Annotated in this window: 13 protein-coding genes; 5 read left to right on the top strand and 8 right to left on the bottom strand. The window is 49.4% G+C overall.

What is annotated here, in order from left to right; genetic code table 11:
- The first annotated feature begins 29 nt into the window (after nt 1–29).
- Nucleotides 30–578 (top strand): hypothetical protein, encoded by a 549-nt coding sequence (locus tag WCV72_02695; GenBank protein MFA6458276.1) that lies wholly within the window; start codon nt 30–32, stop codon nt 576–578.
- Nucleotides 579–698: 120 nt separating this feature from the next.
- Here WCV72_02695 and WCV72_02700 read toward each other — a convergent pair whose 3' ends face one another.
- The 3 genes from WCV72_02700 to WCV72_02710 are packed head-to-tail and all read right to left on the bottom strand — an operon-like array spanning nt 699 to nt 2,245.
- Nucleotides 699–1,673 carry a permease gene (locus WCV72_02700; GenBank protein ID MFA6458277.1) on the bottom strand — a complete coding sequence of 325 codons (975 nt, stop codon included), beginning with the start codon at nt 1,671–1,673 and terminating at the stop codon, nt 699–701.
- A gap of 9 nt (nt 1,674–1,682) precedes the next feature.
- Complete coding sequence (locus WCV72_02705) at nt 1,683–1,928, bottom strand: thioredoxin family protein (protein ID MFA6458278.1); 246 nt, start codon at nt 1,926–1,928, stop codon at nt 1,683–1,685.
- Nucleotides 1,925–2,245: a metalloregulator ArsR/SmtB family transcription factor gene (locus WCV72_02710; GenBank protein ID MFA6458279.1), complete on the bottom strand. Its 321-nt coding sequence runs from the start codon at nt 2,243–2,245 to the stop codon at nt 1,925–1,927. Before WCV72_02710 ends, WCV72_02705 begins: the two co-directional genes overlap by 4 nt.
- Before the next feature lie 229 nt (nt 2,246–2,474).
- On the opposite strand from WCV72_02710, the gene uvrA reads away from it, so the two are divergent.
- The 4 genes from uvrA to WCV72_02730 are packed head-to-tail and all read left to right on the top strand — an operon-like array spanning nt 2,475 to nt 7,466.
- A complete protein-coding gene (uvrA, locus tag WCV72_02715; GenBank protein MFA6458280.1) occupies nt 2,475–5,399 on the top strand; it encodes an excinuclease ABC subunit UvrA in 2,925 nt (974 codons plus the stop codon).
- Between the two features lie 40 nt (nt 5,400–5,439).
- Nucleotides 5,440–5,883 carry a MerR family transcriptional regulator gene (locus WCV72_02720; GenBank protein ID MFA6458281.1) on the top strand — a complete coding sequence of 148 codons (444 nt, stop codon included), beginning with the start codon at nt 5,440–5,442 and terminating at the stop codon, nt 5,881–5,883.
- A gap of 58 nt (nt 5,884–5,941) precedes the next feature.
- A complete protein-coding gene (locus tag WCV72_02725) occupies nt 5,942–6,535 on the top strand; it encodes a transposase (protein ID MFA6458282.1) in 594 nt (197 codons plus the stop codon).
- Nucleotides 6,513–7,466 carry a fructose-bisphosphatase class I gene (locus WCV72_02730; GenBank protein MFA6458283.1) on the top strand — a complete coding sequence of 318 codons (954 nt, stop codon included), beginning with the start codon at nt 6,513–6,515 and terminating at the stop codon, nt 7,464–7,466. Before WCV72_02725 ends, WCV72_02730 begins: the two co-directional genes overlap by 23 nt.
- Here the strand turns inward: WCV72_02730 and WCV72_02735 are convergent.
- The 5 genes from WCV72_02735 to ligA form a co-directional block, all read right to left on the bottom strand.
- On the bottom strand, nt 7,463–8,416 hold the full coding sequence (locus tag WCV72_02735; protein ID MFA6458284.1) for a tRNA 4-thiouridine(8) synthase ThiI: 954 nt from the start codon (nt 8,414–8,416) through the stop codon (nt 7,463–7,465). The genes WCV72_02730 and WCV72_02735 overlap by 4 nt on opposite strands.
- Nucleotides 8,413–11,991, bottom strand: a complete 3,579-nt coding sequence (gene dnaE, locus WCV72_02740) for a DNA polymerase III subunit alpha (protein ID MFA6458285.1) — start codon at nt 11,989–11,991, stop codon at nt 8,413–8,415. Before dnaE ends, WCV72_02735 begins: the two co-directional genes overlap by 4 nt.
- A gap of 36 nt (nt 11,992–12,027) precedes the next feature.
- Entirely contained in the window at nt 12,028–12,357 is a 330-nt protein-coding gene (locus WCV72_02745; GenBank protein ID MFA6458286.1) for a DUF5665 domain-containing protein, read from the bottom strand.
- Nucleotides 12,350–13,474, bottom strand: a complete 1,125-nt coding sequence (locus WCV72_02750; GenBank protein MFA6458287.1) for a glycosyltransferase — start codon at nt 13,472–13,474, stop codon at nt 12,350–12,352. The genes WCV72_02745 and WCV72_02750 overlap by 8 nt, the downstream gene beginning before the upstream one ends.
- 324 nt (nt 13,475–13,798) lie before the next feature.
- The gene (gene ligA, locus WCV72_02755) at nt 13,799–15,916 is read right to left on the bottom strand and encodes an NAD-dependent DNA ligase LigA (GenBank protein ID MFA6458288.1); all 2,118 of its coding nucleotides are present in this window, start codon (nt 15,914–15,916) and stop codon (nt 13,799–13,801) included.
- Between the last annotated feature and the right edge of the window lie 2 nt (nt 15,917–15,918).

Below are 15,918 nucleotides of genomic sequence, written 5' to 3' on the forward strand. Positions count from 1 at the left end.
TTATTCAAAGGTAGTCTAAAATAGGAAGCATGAATTTGCGAACATTTTTTAAGGAAAATAATTTACGAGATAAGCTATTAAACCCTAATTTCATTGTTTTTAATATTTATGTTGTAATTATAATTTTTATTGTATTCATATTCCACTATTTTTTGGGAGGCTATGGTTATAATGACTTTAAATCATGCATATATTATGCAGACGGAACATTTTGGGATTGCCTATATTCGTCTTTCCCAAAGTGGTGGTATATGTCCTACGAATCAATCACAGTAATTAGCCTAATATTTTTTGCATTTTTTAATATAATTAGACTCAATAAGTTAAATAAAAAAGCGCTGTCATACCTCATAGCAATAATAATTCCAATTTTTTTTGGGGCTTGGCAGAGAGGATTCCCTCTCAGGGAGGAAGATATTTACTTATACGCAGTAGTATATTTACCCATAAGTCTTTCAGCTACCTACATCCTAAATAGAAAATTTTATTTCCCATTTAGGGTGGTACTTGCTTACATAATCGGTTTTGTAATTTTTACTGCAGGTTTATTCCTTGGCCTAGAAATTGGTATTCTTTAGTTTATTGTAAAATTTTTAGATATTTAGGATACTGTTGAAAAACTGGCTTTATTCTACAAACCATATTTGGTGTAATAAATTTCGCTGTTTAAAATCGCGCTTTCCTAGCTCATCTATTTTTTAAACCAACAAATTAAACCCATACCCGATCAAAATTATTCCGACCGTCACGACTCCGAAGAAGGTCGCGAGTAGTTGCCATTTGAGAACCTTTTTCAAAATCAAAGCCTCGGGCAAAGACAGCCCGACGACTGCCATCATGAAAGCGAGCGCCGTGCCGAGTGGCACGCCTTTGGCGACTAGCGACTGAATGATCGGAATCACGCCACTGGCATTCGCATACATCGGCACACCGAGAATCACCGCGAGCGGCACGCCCCAGAAACCAGCACTTTGCAGGTATTTTTCGAAGAATCCCTCCGGGACATAGCCGTGGATGAAAGCACCGACCCCCACGCCGATCACGATGTAGAGCGCGATTTTCGTGATGATGCCGAAAGCCTCGCGTGAGATCTGCGGGAGAATTTTTAGGAAGGCGATTTTTTTGATTGTTGGTTGATTCTGTTTTTGGACATGCGCTTTCCACACGAAATCGGCGACATACTTTTCCATCTTGAGCTGTCCGAGGATTAAGCCGCCGACCATGCCGATCAGGATGCCGGCCGCGACATAGAGCGCAGTCACCTTCCAGCCGAAGATACTGATGAAAAGCGCCACCGCCACTTCATTGATAAGCGGCGAAGTAATCATGAAGGCGAAAGTCACACCAAGCGGAATCTGCGCCTCCAGGAAGCCGATGAAAAGTGGAATCGACGAGCAAGAACAAAAAGGCGTGATGGCGCCAAAAACAGTCGCGAGGAAATAATCGAGTCCGTAAAATTTATGCGTGGCGAGAAAATCCCGCAATTTCTCGATCGGGAGATAGTAGCGCAGCGCACTCATGAAGTGCGTGATAACCAGCATGAGCGCGAAAATTTTGAATGTGTCGAGGAAAAAGAACTGCAGCGAGCTGCCAAGCTGCGAACCCGGCGCAACGCCGAAAACGCTGAACGCCAGCCAATTCGCGAGTACTTCGAGCGGGTAAAAAATATTCATTTAATTAAGTTATTTTTTAAATTTAGCTGCGAGTGATTGCTCGATTTCTGCCGCCGTCGGAATTTTGCCGGCAGTGACAATCTCACCGTCAATCACAAAAACCGGGCTACTCAGCGCACCAAGTTTTACGATCTCAACGATATCGGTGGAATATTCCACTTCGAAATCGAGATTTAATTTTTTGACTACCTCTTCAACTGCTTTGTGTAGATTTTTGCAGTTGGCGCAGCCCGAGCCGAGGACTTGAATTTTCATAAATTGGCGATTAAAAAATTATTTAAAAGAGCTGCGTATTTAGAGATAATTTCTTTGTTCGATGAATAAATCATTTTTCTGCCTTCTTGGCGAGACACAATGATTCCAAACTCTTTCAAGGCCTTTAGGTGATGCGAAGTTAGATTTTGGGGAATCTCAAGTTTTTTCCAAATTTCACAAACACATTGTTCTCCATGCTTGAGAAAACAAACGATTTTCAGGCGGTTTGGTTCATTGATGACTTTTAGAAAATCGATGACTTTCTGGAAATCAGCTTTCGAGTTGCAGCCACCCTGGCAACAGAGATTTTTTTTCATAATCAATGCTTATTGAATCAATATACATTGATATATTATTAGAGACCAAAGCTTAAGTCAAACTAATTTGGCAGGCGATTTTGATTGACGAAAGCGACACTGTGCGGTAAACTCCACCAGTTGAGTTAAGCTCGCGCTTTTTGCGCGTGCAACTAAATCATAAGTCATAAGTTTTAAATCATAAATTAAGGATTTAATACTTAATACTTAATACTTAAATCCGTGTTTCATGAATAAAATCCGTGTGAAAGGTGCGCGCACCCACAATCTCAAAAACATCGATGTCGAAATTCCGCGCGACAAATTGACTGTGATTACCGGGCTTTCCGGCTCGGGCAAATCGAGTCTCGCCTTCGACACGATTTACGCCGAAGGTCAACGGAGATATGTCGAGAGCCTTTCGACTTACGCGCGGCAATTCCTCGGGCTGACGAATAAGCCGGATGTCGATTCGATCGACGGATTGTCGCCTGCGATTTCGGTCGATCAGAAATCCGCGAGCCGCAATCCCCGCTCGACTGTCGGCACTGTCACGGAAATTTACGATTATCTGCGTCTGCTCTTCGCGAAAATCGGTGAACCGCATTGTCCGAAGTGCGGCAAGAAAATCGAGCGGCAGTCCGCCAGCCAAATCGTCGACCTGATCGCCGCGATGCCCGAGGACAAGAAAATTCTCCTGCTCGCGCCCATCGTCAGCGACCGCAAAGGCGAACACCGCGCCGAAATCGACAAAATCAAAAAGGACGGCTTCGTGCGTTATCGCGTCGATGGCAAAGTTGTGACGATCAGTGAAGAACTCGCGCTCGACCCGAAAAAAAAGCACTCAATCGAAATCGTCGTCGACCGCCTCGTGACGAAAAATTTGCAGCCGATTATCAAAAAACTCTCGACAGGTGAGAAAATCGAGCAGCCGAATCCCGACCGTTCACGCCTCGCCGACTCCGTCGAGCTCGCGCTGAAACACGGCAACGGCGTGATCAAAATCGTCGACGCGGAATCCCCCCCAACCCCCCTTTCGAAAAGGGGGGAAGACGCGCAAAGCGGGGCGGGAGGATTTGGTGAATTAACTTTTTCGGAAGCCTTCGCTTGCGCTGATTGTGAAATCAGCTTGCCGGAAATTTTGCCGCGCATGTTCAGCTTCAATTCACCGCACGGCGCTTGTCCCGACTGCCACGGTCTCGGCTCGAAGCTGACCGTCGATGAGAAAAAAATCATTCCGAATCCCGATCTCTCCGTCGAAGAAGGCGCGATCCTGCCCTGGGTGACACTCGCGTCGAATGATTATTATGGCAATATTTTGCGCGCGGTCGCAGAACGACACGGCTTCGATTTGAAAAAACCGTGGCGCAAATTGTCGGACGATGACCGCAATGTTATTTTGCGCGGCACGGGCGACGAACGCTACGAAGTGGAATTCGCGAGCGAACGATTCGCAGGCGAATATTCGACGAAATTCGAAGGTGTCATCGCGAATGTCGAACGGCGCTACCGCGAGACAGATTCGGATTTCGTGCGCAACAAATTGGAAAAATTCATGCTGCTCAAGAATTGCGAAACCTGCGGCGGCAAACGCTTGCGCCAGGATGTGCTCGGCATCCTGCTCGGCGGGAAAAATATTATTGAAACGACGGCACTCTCGATCACAGAAGCGCGCGCCTTTTTCAAAAGCTTGAAGCTCTCGCCGAACGAGAAAAAAGTCGCCGACTTGGTTTTGAAAGAAGTCGATGCGCGACTTTCATTTTTGGAAAATGTCGGCATCGCCTACCTCACGCTCGACCGCGCCGCGAACACACTCTCGGGCGGTGAAGCGCAGCGCATCCGACTCGCGACGCAAATCGGCTCGAAATTGCAGGGTGTGCTTTATGTCCTCGACGAACCGTCAATCGGACTGCACCAACGCGACAATGCGAAATTGATTCAAACCTTGGTCGAGCTGCGCGACATCGGCAACACAGTCATCGTCGTCGAACACGACGAGGAAATCATGCGCGAGGCGGATTACATCGTCGACATCGGACCCGGCGCGGGACGCCACGGCGGCAAAGTGGTCTGCTCGGGTACGCCGAAAGAAATCATGAAAAATACGAAATGCAAAACGGGCGCGTATTTGTCCGGTAAAGAGAAAATCGAGACGCCGAAAAAACGCCGCCCGGGCAACGGCAAATTTTTGAAAATCGTCGGCGCGACGGAGCACAATCTACGCGATGTCGACGCAACTTTTCCGCTCGGAACTTTCATCGGCATCTCGGGCGTCTCCGGCTCTGGGAAATCGAGCCTGATTAATTTCATTCTCGCGAAAAGATTGCTGCGCGACTTGAATCGCTCGAAAGATGTGCCCGGTGCACACCGAGATTTCATCGGCATTGAAAACCTCGACAAAGCAATCGTCATCGACCAAAACCCCATCGGGCGCACTCCCCGCTCGAATGCCGCGACCTACACCGGCGTCTTCACCGATGTCCGCGATCTCTTCGCGGCGACTTCCGAAGCGAAATTGCGCGGCTACAAATCCGGGCGTTTCTCTTTCAATGTGAAAGGCGGTCGTTGCGAGGCCTGCGGCGGCGACGGTTTGAAGAAAATTGAAATGCATTTTTTGCCTGATATTTATGTGGAATGCGAAGAATGCCGCGGTCGCCGCTACAACCGCGAAGCACTGGAAATCACTTATCGCTCGAAAAATATCGCCGATGTCCTGGAAATGACGGTCGAAGATGCAGCGGAATTTTTCACGGCGCAGCCAGCTATCAAAAAGAAGCTCGACACGCTCGTCGATGTCGGACTCGGCTATCTCGGACTCGGACAATCGGCGACGACGCTGTCGGGCGGCGAAGCACAGAGAATCAAATTGGCGACCGAACTCTCGAAGCGCGCGACGGGCAAAACGCTCTACATCCTCGATGAACCGACGACCGGTTTGCACTTCGACGATGTGAAAAGATTAATTGAAGTCCTGCAGAGATTGGTCGATGCCGGGAACACGATGGTCGTGATCGAACACAATCTCGATGTTCTGAAATCCTGCGATTACTTGATCGACCTCGGACCGGAAGGCGGATCCGGCGGCGGTGAGATCCTCGCGAGCGGCACGCCGGAAGAAGTCGCGAAAGTCGCGCGCAGCTTCACGGGTCAGTATTTGAAGAAAATGCTGAAGTAGCTGGACAATTTGCTATAATCTATCCCTTATTTTTTAAAAAATGACTAGTAAAATTCAAAAGGGATATTCTACGGCAGAGGTTTTAGAAATAACTGGAATTTCTAAATCAAAGCTCTTCAGTATGGAAAGAGATGGAAGGATCAATCCGGTTCTTCGCGGCTCGGAAAGAAGGCAACGAAGATTCACTCGCGAACATCTGCAGAACCTTTTCGACGTAATTACAAAAGAAAGACTTTCCAGCTGTGGAAACTCAAGGCTGAAAGATGATGTTCGTCAAAAACAAATCCAAGAAATCGAGCAAGATAGGATGATTTTCCAAATTATTCTAGGCGACGAAGTTGACCTCAATACGTTCACAAATCGGCTTAGCGAAAAAAATGTCATCCGTCTTTTACGATTTGCGATGGAAAACTTTTCACCAAGCGAGAAATCGTTTGGACAAATTATTACCCTGATTGATAAGAAGAATTACGATTTTGAGTAAATTCAGTAATAATCTATCAAAGCAGTATTTGAAGAAGATGCTGCGCTAAAATACAGGCGTGGTCGATAAATTCCTCGGAAAATATCGCATCAAATCTACTCGACTGAGGAACTGGGATTACTCAGCAGACGGTTATTATTTCATCACTATTTGCACGAAAAACAGAGAAAATTTTTTGGGCGAGATTTGTAATAAAAAAATGTTTCTGTCGCCGATTGGAAAAATTGTTCAGAAATATTGGCAGGAGATTCCGCAGCATTTTCCAAATACAAAATTAGATGAATTTGTTGTAATGCCGAACCATGTTCATGGAATTTTAATCATTGATAATTGGAATGATAAGACCGTAGAGACGCCCCAATGGGGCGTCTCTACCAAGGGCGTCTCTACCAAGGGCGTCTCTACCAACATGGTAAAAACATGTAACCCTCACCACAATCCAGAATGGAAATCTGGGACAATCGGCGTGATTATCAATCAATTCAAATCAATCTGCACCAAACACGCTCGCGAAATTCGCCAAGATTTTGCTTGGCAAGCGCGCTACCACGATCACATTATTTGTGATGACAAAGAACACAATAACATTCAGGTCTATATTCTCAGCAACCCGGCAAACTGGGAAAAAGATGTTGAGAATTTGCGCAATTAATCTGTATTCTTTAGCCTGTATCCTGTATTCTTCCCGCGTGACTATCGAAAAATTCCTTGCCGACACACCTGAAAATCTGCGGAGCACGATTCTGGCGTTTGCTGATTCGGTCAAAAAAATCACTGCCGAAATCGGGACAGCCGAGACGAGCGAAGCCGGCAGTCAAAATACTTTCGGTGAAAACCAGCTGAAGCTCGATGTCCTCGCCGACCAAATTATTTTTGGCGAATTGGAGAGCTGCCCGCCAGTCGCGATTGCCGCGAGCGAAGAGCAGTCGAATGAAAAAGTCTTGCACGCGGATGGCGAGTTTTCCGTCGCCTTCGATCCGCTCGATGGCTCAAGTCTCGTCGATTCGAATCTCGCGGTCGGGACGATTTTCGGAATCTGGAAAGGCAAAGGTTTTATCGGCAAAACTGGCCGCGCGATTGTCGCAGCGGGCTACGCAATTTACGGACCACGCACGACACTCACGCTTTCCCTCGGCGAGAAACCAGTCGAATTCACACTGCAAAAAAACGGCGAGTGGAAACTTTCGCTTGCGAGAATGGAAATCGGCGAAGGCAAAATGTTCGCGCCGGGCAATCTGCGCGCCTGCGCCGAGAACAAAAATTACCTCGCGCTGCTCGATTTTTGGGCGGAAAATGGCTATCAATTACGATATTCCGGCGGCATGGTGCCGGATGTGCATCAGATTTTGGTGAAAGGCAAAGGCATTTTCAGCTACCCGGGCAGCGCGAGTTGCCCGCCGAAATTGCGTCTGATTTACGAATGCGCGCCGCTGGCTTTCATCGTCGAAGCGGCAGGTGGCGCGAGCACCAATCTCGAGACTTCGATTCTCGATGAAAAAGTCCTCGACCTCGACCAGCGCACCGTCATCGCTGTCGGCTCGAAAAATGAAGTCGAGCGTTTCCGAAAATTTTTGACCGTCTAAATTTCGCGCACTTCGGAAACCGCACCGGAGATTGCGAACCAGATTTTGCCGGGAAGATTTTTGGAATCGCGTCCGCGGCTCCGAATCTCAGCGGCAGCCAGCGGAAATATCTTGGCAAATTCGTCGGGTTGGTTAATTTTGACGAGTGCAGTCGGTCCGACGAGCTCGGCCATTTGAATGACATAATTTGTGGAATTCGCGAGCGCTTCCAGTTTTTCATTCTCCACGGAATCACGACCGAGCACCGCGAAACTTTTCACACCGAGTGGCAGAAAACGCGCAATTTTAAGTAGTTTCACATCGTCCGCCATCGCCGCTGAATCACGGTCAAGCAAAATTTTTAATTTTTCTGTAAAGGTCGGCTCGGTCAGCAGACAGCCACCCGCCGGCAGCGGAAAGTCGCGAATGCCAAATTTCTCCGCCAGCGCGAATTGCGGCTGACGCGAACGCCCGGACAGGTCCAGCAATTTGGCGCGATCAATCAAGCCGTTTTTCTCGAACGAGGTTTCGGGCAAAAGCTGGGCGGAAAGTGGTCGCAAAATTTCAACACCGGCGATTTTCGTGACGCGACGCAACGCAATTAAATTTTGAGAAAACGGTCGCTGTCCGAGAACTTCCCCGCTCGCGATAATTTGAAAACAACCTTCAGCCGCAAAATCAGAAGCGCGCCGAAACATCGCGGCGTGACAGTCGATACAGGGATTCAAATTTTTACCGAAACCATGGGGCGGATTTTTGACCAGTGCCAAAATCGTCTCGGAAAAATCTTGGACAAAAAGTTCGATGCCTAAATTTTGCGCGGAAACGCGCGCCTTTTCGGCGGTGAAAAATGGTGATTCGAAAGTCAGCGCCGCGACCTCGCAGCCAGCATTTTGCAAAATCTTGACCGCCAGCATCGAGTCCAACCCGCCCGAGAAGACAACTAACGCGCGTATTTTTGGCAAGTTCATTGTGCGTTTTTAATCGTAATTCCTGCCGCCAAGCCTTGAATCGCTTTTTCTAAATCCTCGCCAATCGCGACCTGGAACGGAACTTTCACGCGCTTCACTTTCTTCGCGTCTTCGGCGATTAAAATTTCGACCAGCGCGCCGACCTCACTTTTGGCGGCGACGAGCAGTTGCTTTAATTGCGGCAAAATCGCGGGGTCGGCATCGGCCGGCAGGGAAATTTGGAGCGGCGTCGCGAGCTTGACCTCAGGCAGCGGCTCGCTGATTTTCGGCGCAGACTTGCCGTTCGAATCATCGATGAAGCCATTCTCCTCGGCATTTTTACGCAATCTTTCAAGGTCGATTTTTTTGATTTCGTTAGCGGAAATTTGGAAAACATCATTGCGGAATTCGAGTCGTCCGGTCGCCGTGACGAGCTCGTCTTTTTCGATTTGCTCACCGAACTGGGCGAAAACTTTCGGAAACAGCGAAACTTCGATGATGCCGGTCGGATCTTCGAGCGTGACGAACGCCATCATTTGCCCGGATTTTTTCGTGAGAATTTTGCGGAAATTGGTGATGATGCCACCGACGGTGAAAGTTTTACCGACATTTTTTTTCTCCAATTTTTCGACCAAGTGAAATTTTTTACCGAGCGCTTTTTTGAGTCCGGCGAGCGGGTGCGCGGAAATGTACATGCCGAGCAGTTCTTTTTCCCATTTTAATTTTTGGGAACGACTTGCGGGCGTGACTTTTTCGAGCTGAAATTCGAGCTTCGGTGCGACGACCGAATCACCGAACAGCGAACCCTGCGCAGTCTCGAGCGAATTGCGACTCGCCTTGGCGAACTCAGACAAGCTCGCCGCGCTCGCCGCGATGGCCGCGCGTTCGCCGAGATCGTCGAGCGCTCCGCCGAAAGCCAGCGCCTCAAGCGTGCGTTTATTGATTACGCTCGGCTCGACCCGACTGGCGAAGTCCGCGAGTGATTCGAATTTTCCGCCCGCTTTGCGCGCGTCCAAGATCGCGCGAATCGGACCTTCACCGACGCCTTTAATCGCATTCAGCCCGAAGCGAATATCACCGCCACCGACGACGGTGAAATTTGCCAGCGATTCATTGACCGACGGCGGCAGCACACGAATGCCCATTTTCGAAGCTTCTTCGATGTCAATCGCGAGCCGATCGAGATTGCCATGATCAGAAGTCAAAAGTGCCGCGAGAAATTCGGAGGGAAAATGCGCCTTCAAGTAACCGGTCTCGTAAGCAATCAGCGCATAGCACGCCGCGTGCGATTTATTGAAACCATAACCGGCAAAAGGTTCGATGATAGCGAAAAGTTTTTCCGCCTCTTTTTTGGTGTGACCCTTTTTGATTGCGCCGCTGATGAAATTTTCGCGCTGCTTCTCAAGTAGCTCGGGAATTTTCTTCGCGACCGCCTTGATCATGAGGTAACCCTCACCGAGCGAAAACCCGGCGAAAGACTGGGCAATCTGCTGCACCTGCTCCTGGTAAACCGCGATTCCGTGCGTCTCCTGTAGAAATTCTTCGAGAATCGGATAAGGGTATTTGACTGAATCCGGCTTGTTTTTGCCACGAATGTAAGCGGGAATATTTTCCATCGGACCGGGACGGAAGAGCGCGACCATCGCGATTAAATCTTCGAAGCGCGTCGGCGACAAGTCTTTCAGATAACGGCGCATCCCACTTGATTCAAACTGGAAGACACCCGTCGTCTCCGCCTTTTGAAAAAGCTCGAAAGTTTTTTTGTCATCCATCGGCAGCGCGGAAATGTCGATCTCCGTTTTGCGTGTCCGACGAATGATGTTGAGACACTTTTGAATGATTGTGAGATTGCGCAAGCCGAGAAAGTCCATTTTGAGCAGTCCGATGTCATCAATCGGATGCATCGAAAACTGCGTGATGATCTCCGCGGAATCGCCCGGCGCAGTCTGCAGCGGTGTGTAATTCGGCAAACTTTTGTCGGCAATCACGACGGCGCAAGCGTGCACACCCGCCTGTCGAATCACGCCTTCCAGTTTTTGGGCAATCGTCCAAACTTTTTTGAAAGGCTCTTTTTGGACCGCTTCGCGCAGCGCCGGCTCAGCCTCAAGTGCTTCATTTAAAGTAATTCCCGGACGCGCAGGAATTAATTTGGTGAAAGAATTCATCTCGGCAAACGAGATACCGAAAACCCGACCCGTGTCTTTGACCGCCGCCTTCGCGGCGAGCGTGCCGAAAGTAATGATGCGGGCGACATGATCGCGACCGTATTTTTGCGCGACATATTCGAGAACTTCGTCACGACGGTTGTCGGCGAAATCGATGTCGATATCCGGCATCGACACGCGCTCGGGATTGAGGAAGCGTTCGAAGAGCAGCCCGTAGATGAGCGGATTGAGATCGGTGATGCCGAGCGCGAAAGCAATCAAACTCCCCGCCGCTGAGCCGCGTCCTGGACCGACCGTAATTCCCGCTTCCTTCGCGTATTTGACGAAATCCCAGACGATCAAGAAATAACTCGCGAAACCCATTTTGTTAATCACATCCAATTCGTATTCCAAGCGCGCGAGAATTTTTTTCGTCTCGTCTTTCGAGGGCGGACTTTGAATAATCTTGGCAGCGACTTCCGCACCATCGACGCGCTGAAATTCGGCAGGAATCGGAATGCCGAAACGGTGGTTGATACCCTCGTAGCAAAGCTCACGCAGATAGTCTTCCGGTTTTTTTTGAAACGGGGTCGCGTAAGTCGGCAGCAAGCGCTTGCCGAGCGGCAGCTCGACATTGCATTTTTCAGCTATTTTTAAAGTGTTTTCGATGGCTTCGGGAATATCCGCAAACGCCGCGCGCATATCGTCGGGCGAACGCAGAGAATAATCGTCCGCCGTCATACGCATGCGATTCTCGTCACTGACCAGACTACCGGTCTGCACACAGAGCAAGACATCCTGCGCCTCCGCGTCCTCGCGCTCGACATAGTGGCAGTCATTCGTCGCGACGAGCGGAACGCTGAGCTTGCGCGCCAGCGCGACCAAACGCTCGTTCGCAATTTTTTGCTCGGGCAGCGACGGATGCGACTGGACTTCGAGGTAAAAATTTTCCGCCCCGAAAAATTTTTGGTAGCGGCGCACAGCCTCCTCCGCCTCGGCGTAATTTTCGGACAAAAGTTTTTGTGAAATCTCACCCTGCAGACAAGCGGACAGGCCGATCAGCCCGCTGCCGAATTGCTCGAGTAATTCGAAGTCGATGCGTGGCTTGTAATAAAAACCCTCTAAATTCGCTTTGGTGACGAGCTGAAGAATGTTTTGGTAACCTTCGAGATTGCGCGCGAGCAGGACGAGATGCCACGGTTTCGTGTCTACGCCCGAGCGTTTTTGGTGGCGACCATAACGCGCGACATAAGCCTCGACTCCGAGAATGGGCTTGATTCCGGCCGCCCGCGCCTTTTGGTAAAAATCAATTAAGCCGAAAGCATTGCCGTGGTCGGTAATTGCGAGCGCCGGCATATTTAATTTTTTTGCCCGCGCCAAATAATCCTCGGGCTTGCCAAGTCCGTCGAGGAGAGAAAAATGCGTGTGCGTATGCAGATGCACGAAAGTCATCCTGCCGATTTTAACACGCAGAAAACAGCACTAAATCTAGTGTCCCAGACTCTTGAGCGTCGAGGCACTCTCTTGCAAATCGTTCACGAAATTGCCGACACCCTGAAAAAATTCACCCACAACCGGCAAGCTGCCCAGCACCTGCACGAGAATGTAAACCGTAATCGCGATTACGGCCGTCGCGCCGATGATGAAGCCCAGTCCGCGAAAAATCCCCGCCAGTAAATTGGACCAAATAATCCGCCACGGCGAGTGCAGATAGCGCACGAAATCTTCCAGGCCGGTCGCGCTGACTTTTTCCGCGATGCGCCGCTCGGAAATTTTGACCTTATGCTCGTCGTGAATCTTCCGAATTTCTTCAATCATCGACAGAAATTTTAGCAAATTCTTCCGCAACGATACGGCGAATTGCGCGCTCGAAAACCTGGCGCGAAAATTGGTGGGCGTGTGCCCGAATTTTCTTCGGCTCAAACTTTTTTTCCTGCGCGAAAAACAGGGCTAAGCCATTTTCGAGACTATCGGGCGTCTGCTCAGGAAAAAGAATCCCCGTCTTTTTGTGAATGACTGTCTCGGTCGCACCACCTTTTTTGAAGGCTAAAACCGGCTTACCGGCTGCCATCGCCTCGACCGGAGCGATGCCGAAATCGTCCTCGCCGGGAAAAATAAAACCGCGGCAATTTTGCAGCAGCTCGTGAATCTCCGCATCGCTGCGCCAACCGAGAAATTCGATTGTCTTGCCCGCAATCGATTCGAGAAATTCGCGCCGCGGACCGTCCCCGACGATGACCAGCCGCCGCCGCAACTTATTGAAAACAGAAATCGCGAGCTCGATTTTTTTGTAACCCGCGAGCTGCGACACGATGAGGAAATAATTTTCGTGGTGATCGCCCAGTTTAATTTTCGCGACTTCGACCGGCGGGTGGACGACCTCCGAATCAGTGCGGAAATATTTTTGAATGCGCTTTTGGACGGTCAGAGAATTCGCGAGGAAACGATCGACGCGCCGCGCCGACAGCCGACTCCAAATCCGCAAGTCCTTGAGCTTGGAATTCAGCAGAATTTTCTTCAGTCCGGTGATTTTATTCTCACGCAAATACTCGTGCGAATAGTCCCAGAGAAAACGCGCCGGTGAATGACAATAACAAATATGTCTATTTTTCACGGGTAAAATCAATCCATGCGCAAAAGCGGATGAGGAAGAAATTACGAGATCGTAGTCGTCGAAATCGAAACTTTCGATTGCGCTCGGAATGAAAGGCAGTAAAAATTTCGGACGAGCGCGCAAAAATTTCGGGAAGTTTTGGAGGCGCGAAGTCTCGACGCGCCACGCCGGGAAATCTTTGCCGCACTTCGCCTCATCGTAAAGCAAAGTGAAAACGCGCGCCGCCGGAAAAAGATCGGCGAGCACTTTCACAGTTTTTTCCGCTCCACCCATCCGGGTCAGATATTCGTGGACAATCGCGATGCGCGGAACTTTTGGCATTTTCGATTTTGGTAATTTTAAAGCATTTTAATTTTTTGTTTTCTCGATTACCTGGTTCTGAAAATACAGGGCTGGCTCTCGTAGAAACGCCCCACCGGGGCGTTTCTACTGCTTCCGAGCTACTAAACCAATACGCTAGATTGACTTTTTTAGTCAAAAATTGTAAAATACGAAAGAACAAAAACTAAAGATGGATAAATTTAAACAAGTTTCGATTCAGATTGCCGAAGGTTTTAAGGTTGGCAAGATTGAATTCATCCCTGAAACACCAAGCCTAGTACAAAAAGTCAGAAGCAACTTGACCCATCTTTTTTCGCGCAAAACTTAGTCCAGCATCTTTTGGAACTCAGCTTCGGAAAGTACTTTAATTCCAAGCTCTGAAGCCTTTTTGAGTTTCGAGCCGGCACTTTCACCCGCGATGAGAAAATCGGTTTTGGCAGAAATCGCGGAAGCCACTTTGCCGCCGAATTTTTTGATCGTGTCTTTGATACCTTGCCGCGAGAAATTTTCCAGACTGCCCGTCACGACGAAAGTTTTCCCGCCCAGTTTTTGCGGCGCTTTTTCTTCGTGAATAATCTCGACACCAACTTTTTCCAATTTCGCGAGCAACTGCGGATTCTCTGCGTCAGCAAACCACTCCGCCAAACTCTCGGCGACTTTCTCCCCCACACCTTCGATCTCAGACCAGCTTTCTAAAGTTTTTGATTTAGCCCAAGTCGCAAAATTAGTAAGATTCTCCTTCTGAGTTAACCCTCCAGATATCCCCTGAGTTAACCCTCCAGATATCTGGGGGGTTAACGGTATACTTTGCATTTGCGATTCAAAATCCGCCGCAACCTCGGCAGCCGCGACCTCACCGACGAAGCGAATTCCGAGTCCGAAAAGTAATTTGGCAAGTTGAACTTTTTTAGCTTTTTCTAAGGCTAAAATTAAATTGTCCGCGCGTTTTTCTTGGAAAAGCGGCAGCGCGAGCAACTCATCTTTCGTCAGCAAAAATAGGTCAGCTGTGTCCTCAATCAAATTTTGATCGAGCAATTCCGCGAGCACTTTTTCGCCGAGACCGTCGATGTCGAGCGCCGCCTTCGCGACGAAGTGACGAAATTTTTCGAAATGAATCGCGCCGCAATTCGGATTCGGACAACGCAGCGCGACTTCGCCCTCAGTTTTGACAACCGACGAGCCACAAACTGGACAAATTTTCGGGCGGGCAATTTTGTGAGAATGCGCCGGACGCAATTCCTGAATCACGGAAACCACTTCTGGAATGACATCTCCCGCTTTTTGGATCACGACGGTGTCGCCGACTCGAATGTCTTTTTTTTCAATCTCGTCGAAATTATGCAGCGTCGCCCGCGCGACTATCGAACCCGCGACTGCGACCGGTCGGAGCAGCGCGACTGGCGTGAGCGCGCCGGTGCGCCCGACTTGAATCTGGATGTTTTCAACAACGGTCGAAACCTGCGCCGCCGGAAATTTCAGCGCGATCATGCCGCGCGGCGTTTTCGCGGTCGCACCCATCCGAGCCTGCTGTTCGAGCGAATTCACCTTCACGACGACGCCATCGATATCGAAAGGCAATTTTTCGCGCTCACTCCCCCACTTTTGAAAAAGTTTTTCGACAGCGGAAATTTCGGTGACGAGCGCGTGATACTTGGAAACTGGCAAACCAAGTTTCGCGAAAAGCTCGAGAACTTCGGATTGTTTTTGGGGCGACTTGGCGAGCGAATTTTGACCGAGCGTGTAAAAAAAGATTTGCAGATTGCGACTCGCCGCGATCACCGGATCGAGCTGGCGCACCGAACCAGCCGCAGCGTTGCGCGGATTGGCAAACTCGGAAAGCTCTTTTTTTTCAGCCTTTTTCAGCGCAAGGTTCTTCGCCCGAATCTCGGCGTTAATTTTTTCAAAATCTTTTTTCAACAAAAAAACTTCGCCTGAAACTTCGAGATCGATTTTTTCAGTCAGCCTGAGTGGCAGATTCACGACTGTCCGAATCGTGTGCGTGATGTCCTCACCAATCACGCCGTCACCACGCGTCAGCGCGCGCGCGAATTCACCCTGCTCGTACCAAACCGAAACATTCAGTCCGTCGATTTTGAGCTCGCAAAAATATTCGACCACCTCATTCGGCACGAATTTTTGGACACGCTCCGCCCATTCACTCAATTCAGCCGAAGAAAAAACATCCGCGAGACTCATCTTGCGCGTCTTGTGCGCGATTTTCGGCAATCTGCCTGCGAGTGGCGCTCCGACACGCTGCGTCGGCGAATCAGTCGTCACGAACTGCGGAAATTCTTTTTCGAGATCTTCCAATTCTCTTTTGAGCTGGTCGCGCGCCCCCTCGGAAATATCCAAACTCGCCTCCCCTGCGAAATACTTTTTATTCCAATCCAAAAGCCAATTTCTAAGCTTGGAAATACGCTCGCGAGCTTGTTTTTCGTCCATTT

It is taken from the genome of Patescibacteria group bacterium, assembly GCA_041665585.1.
Lineage (GTDB): Bacteria > Patescibacteriota > Gracilibacteria > JAHISY01 > JAHISY01 > JAHISY01.

Coding starts and splice junctions, on each gene's coding strand:
- ligA (MFA6458288.1), bottom strand. CDS start 15,916: ATGGACGAAAAACAAGCTCGCGAGCGTATTTCCAAGCTTAGAAATTGG.
- WCV72_02730 (MFA6458283.1), top strand. CDS start 6,513: ATGTTGAGAATTTGCGCAATTAATCTGTATTCTTTAGCCTGTATCCTG.
- dnaE (MFA6458285.1), bottom strand. CDS start 11,991: ATGACTTTCGTGCATCTGCATACGCACACGCATTTTTCTCTCCTCGAC.
- WCV72_02700 (MFA6458277.1), bottom strand. CDS start 1,673: ATGAATATTTTTTACCCGCTCGAAGTACTCGCGAATTGGCTGGCGTTC.
- WCV72_02720 (MFA6458281.1), top strand. CDS start 5,440: ATGACTAGTAAAATTCAAAAGGGATATTCTACGGCAGAGGTTTTAGAA.
- WCV72_02695 (MFA6458276.1), top strand. CDS start 30: ATGAATTTGCGAACATTTTTTAAGGAAAATAATTTACGAGATAAGCTA.
- WCV72_02745 (MFA6458286.1), bottom strand. CDS start 12,357: ATGATTGAAGAAATTCGGAAGATTCACGACGAGCATAAGGTCAAAATT.
- WCV72_02735 (MFA6458284.1), bottom strand. CDS start 8,416: ATGAACTTGCCAAAAATACGCGCGTTAGTTGTCTTCTCGGGCGGGTTG.
- WCV72_02750 (MFA6458287.1), bottom strand. CDS start 13,474: ATGCCAAAAGTTCCGCGCATCGCGATTGTCCACGAATATCTGACCCGG.
- WCV72_02705 (MFA6458278.1), bottom strand. CDS start 1,928: ATGAAAATTCAAGTCCTCGGCTCGGGCTGCGCCAACTGCAAAAATCTA.
- uvrA (MFA6458280.1), top strand. CDS start 2,475: ATGAATAAAATCCGTGTGAAAGGTGCGCGCACCCACAATCTCAAAAAC.
- WCV72_02710 (MFA6458279.1), bottom strand. CDS start 2,245: ATGAAAAAAAATCTCTGTTGCCAGGGTGGCTGCAACTCGAAAGCTGAT.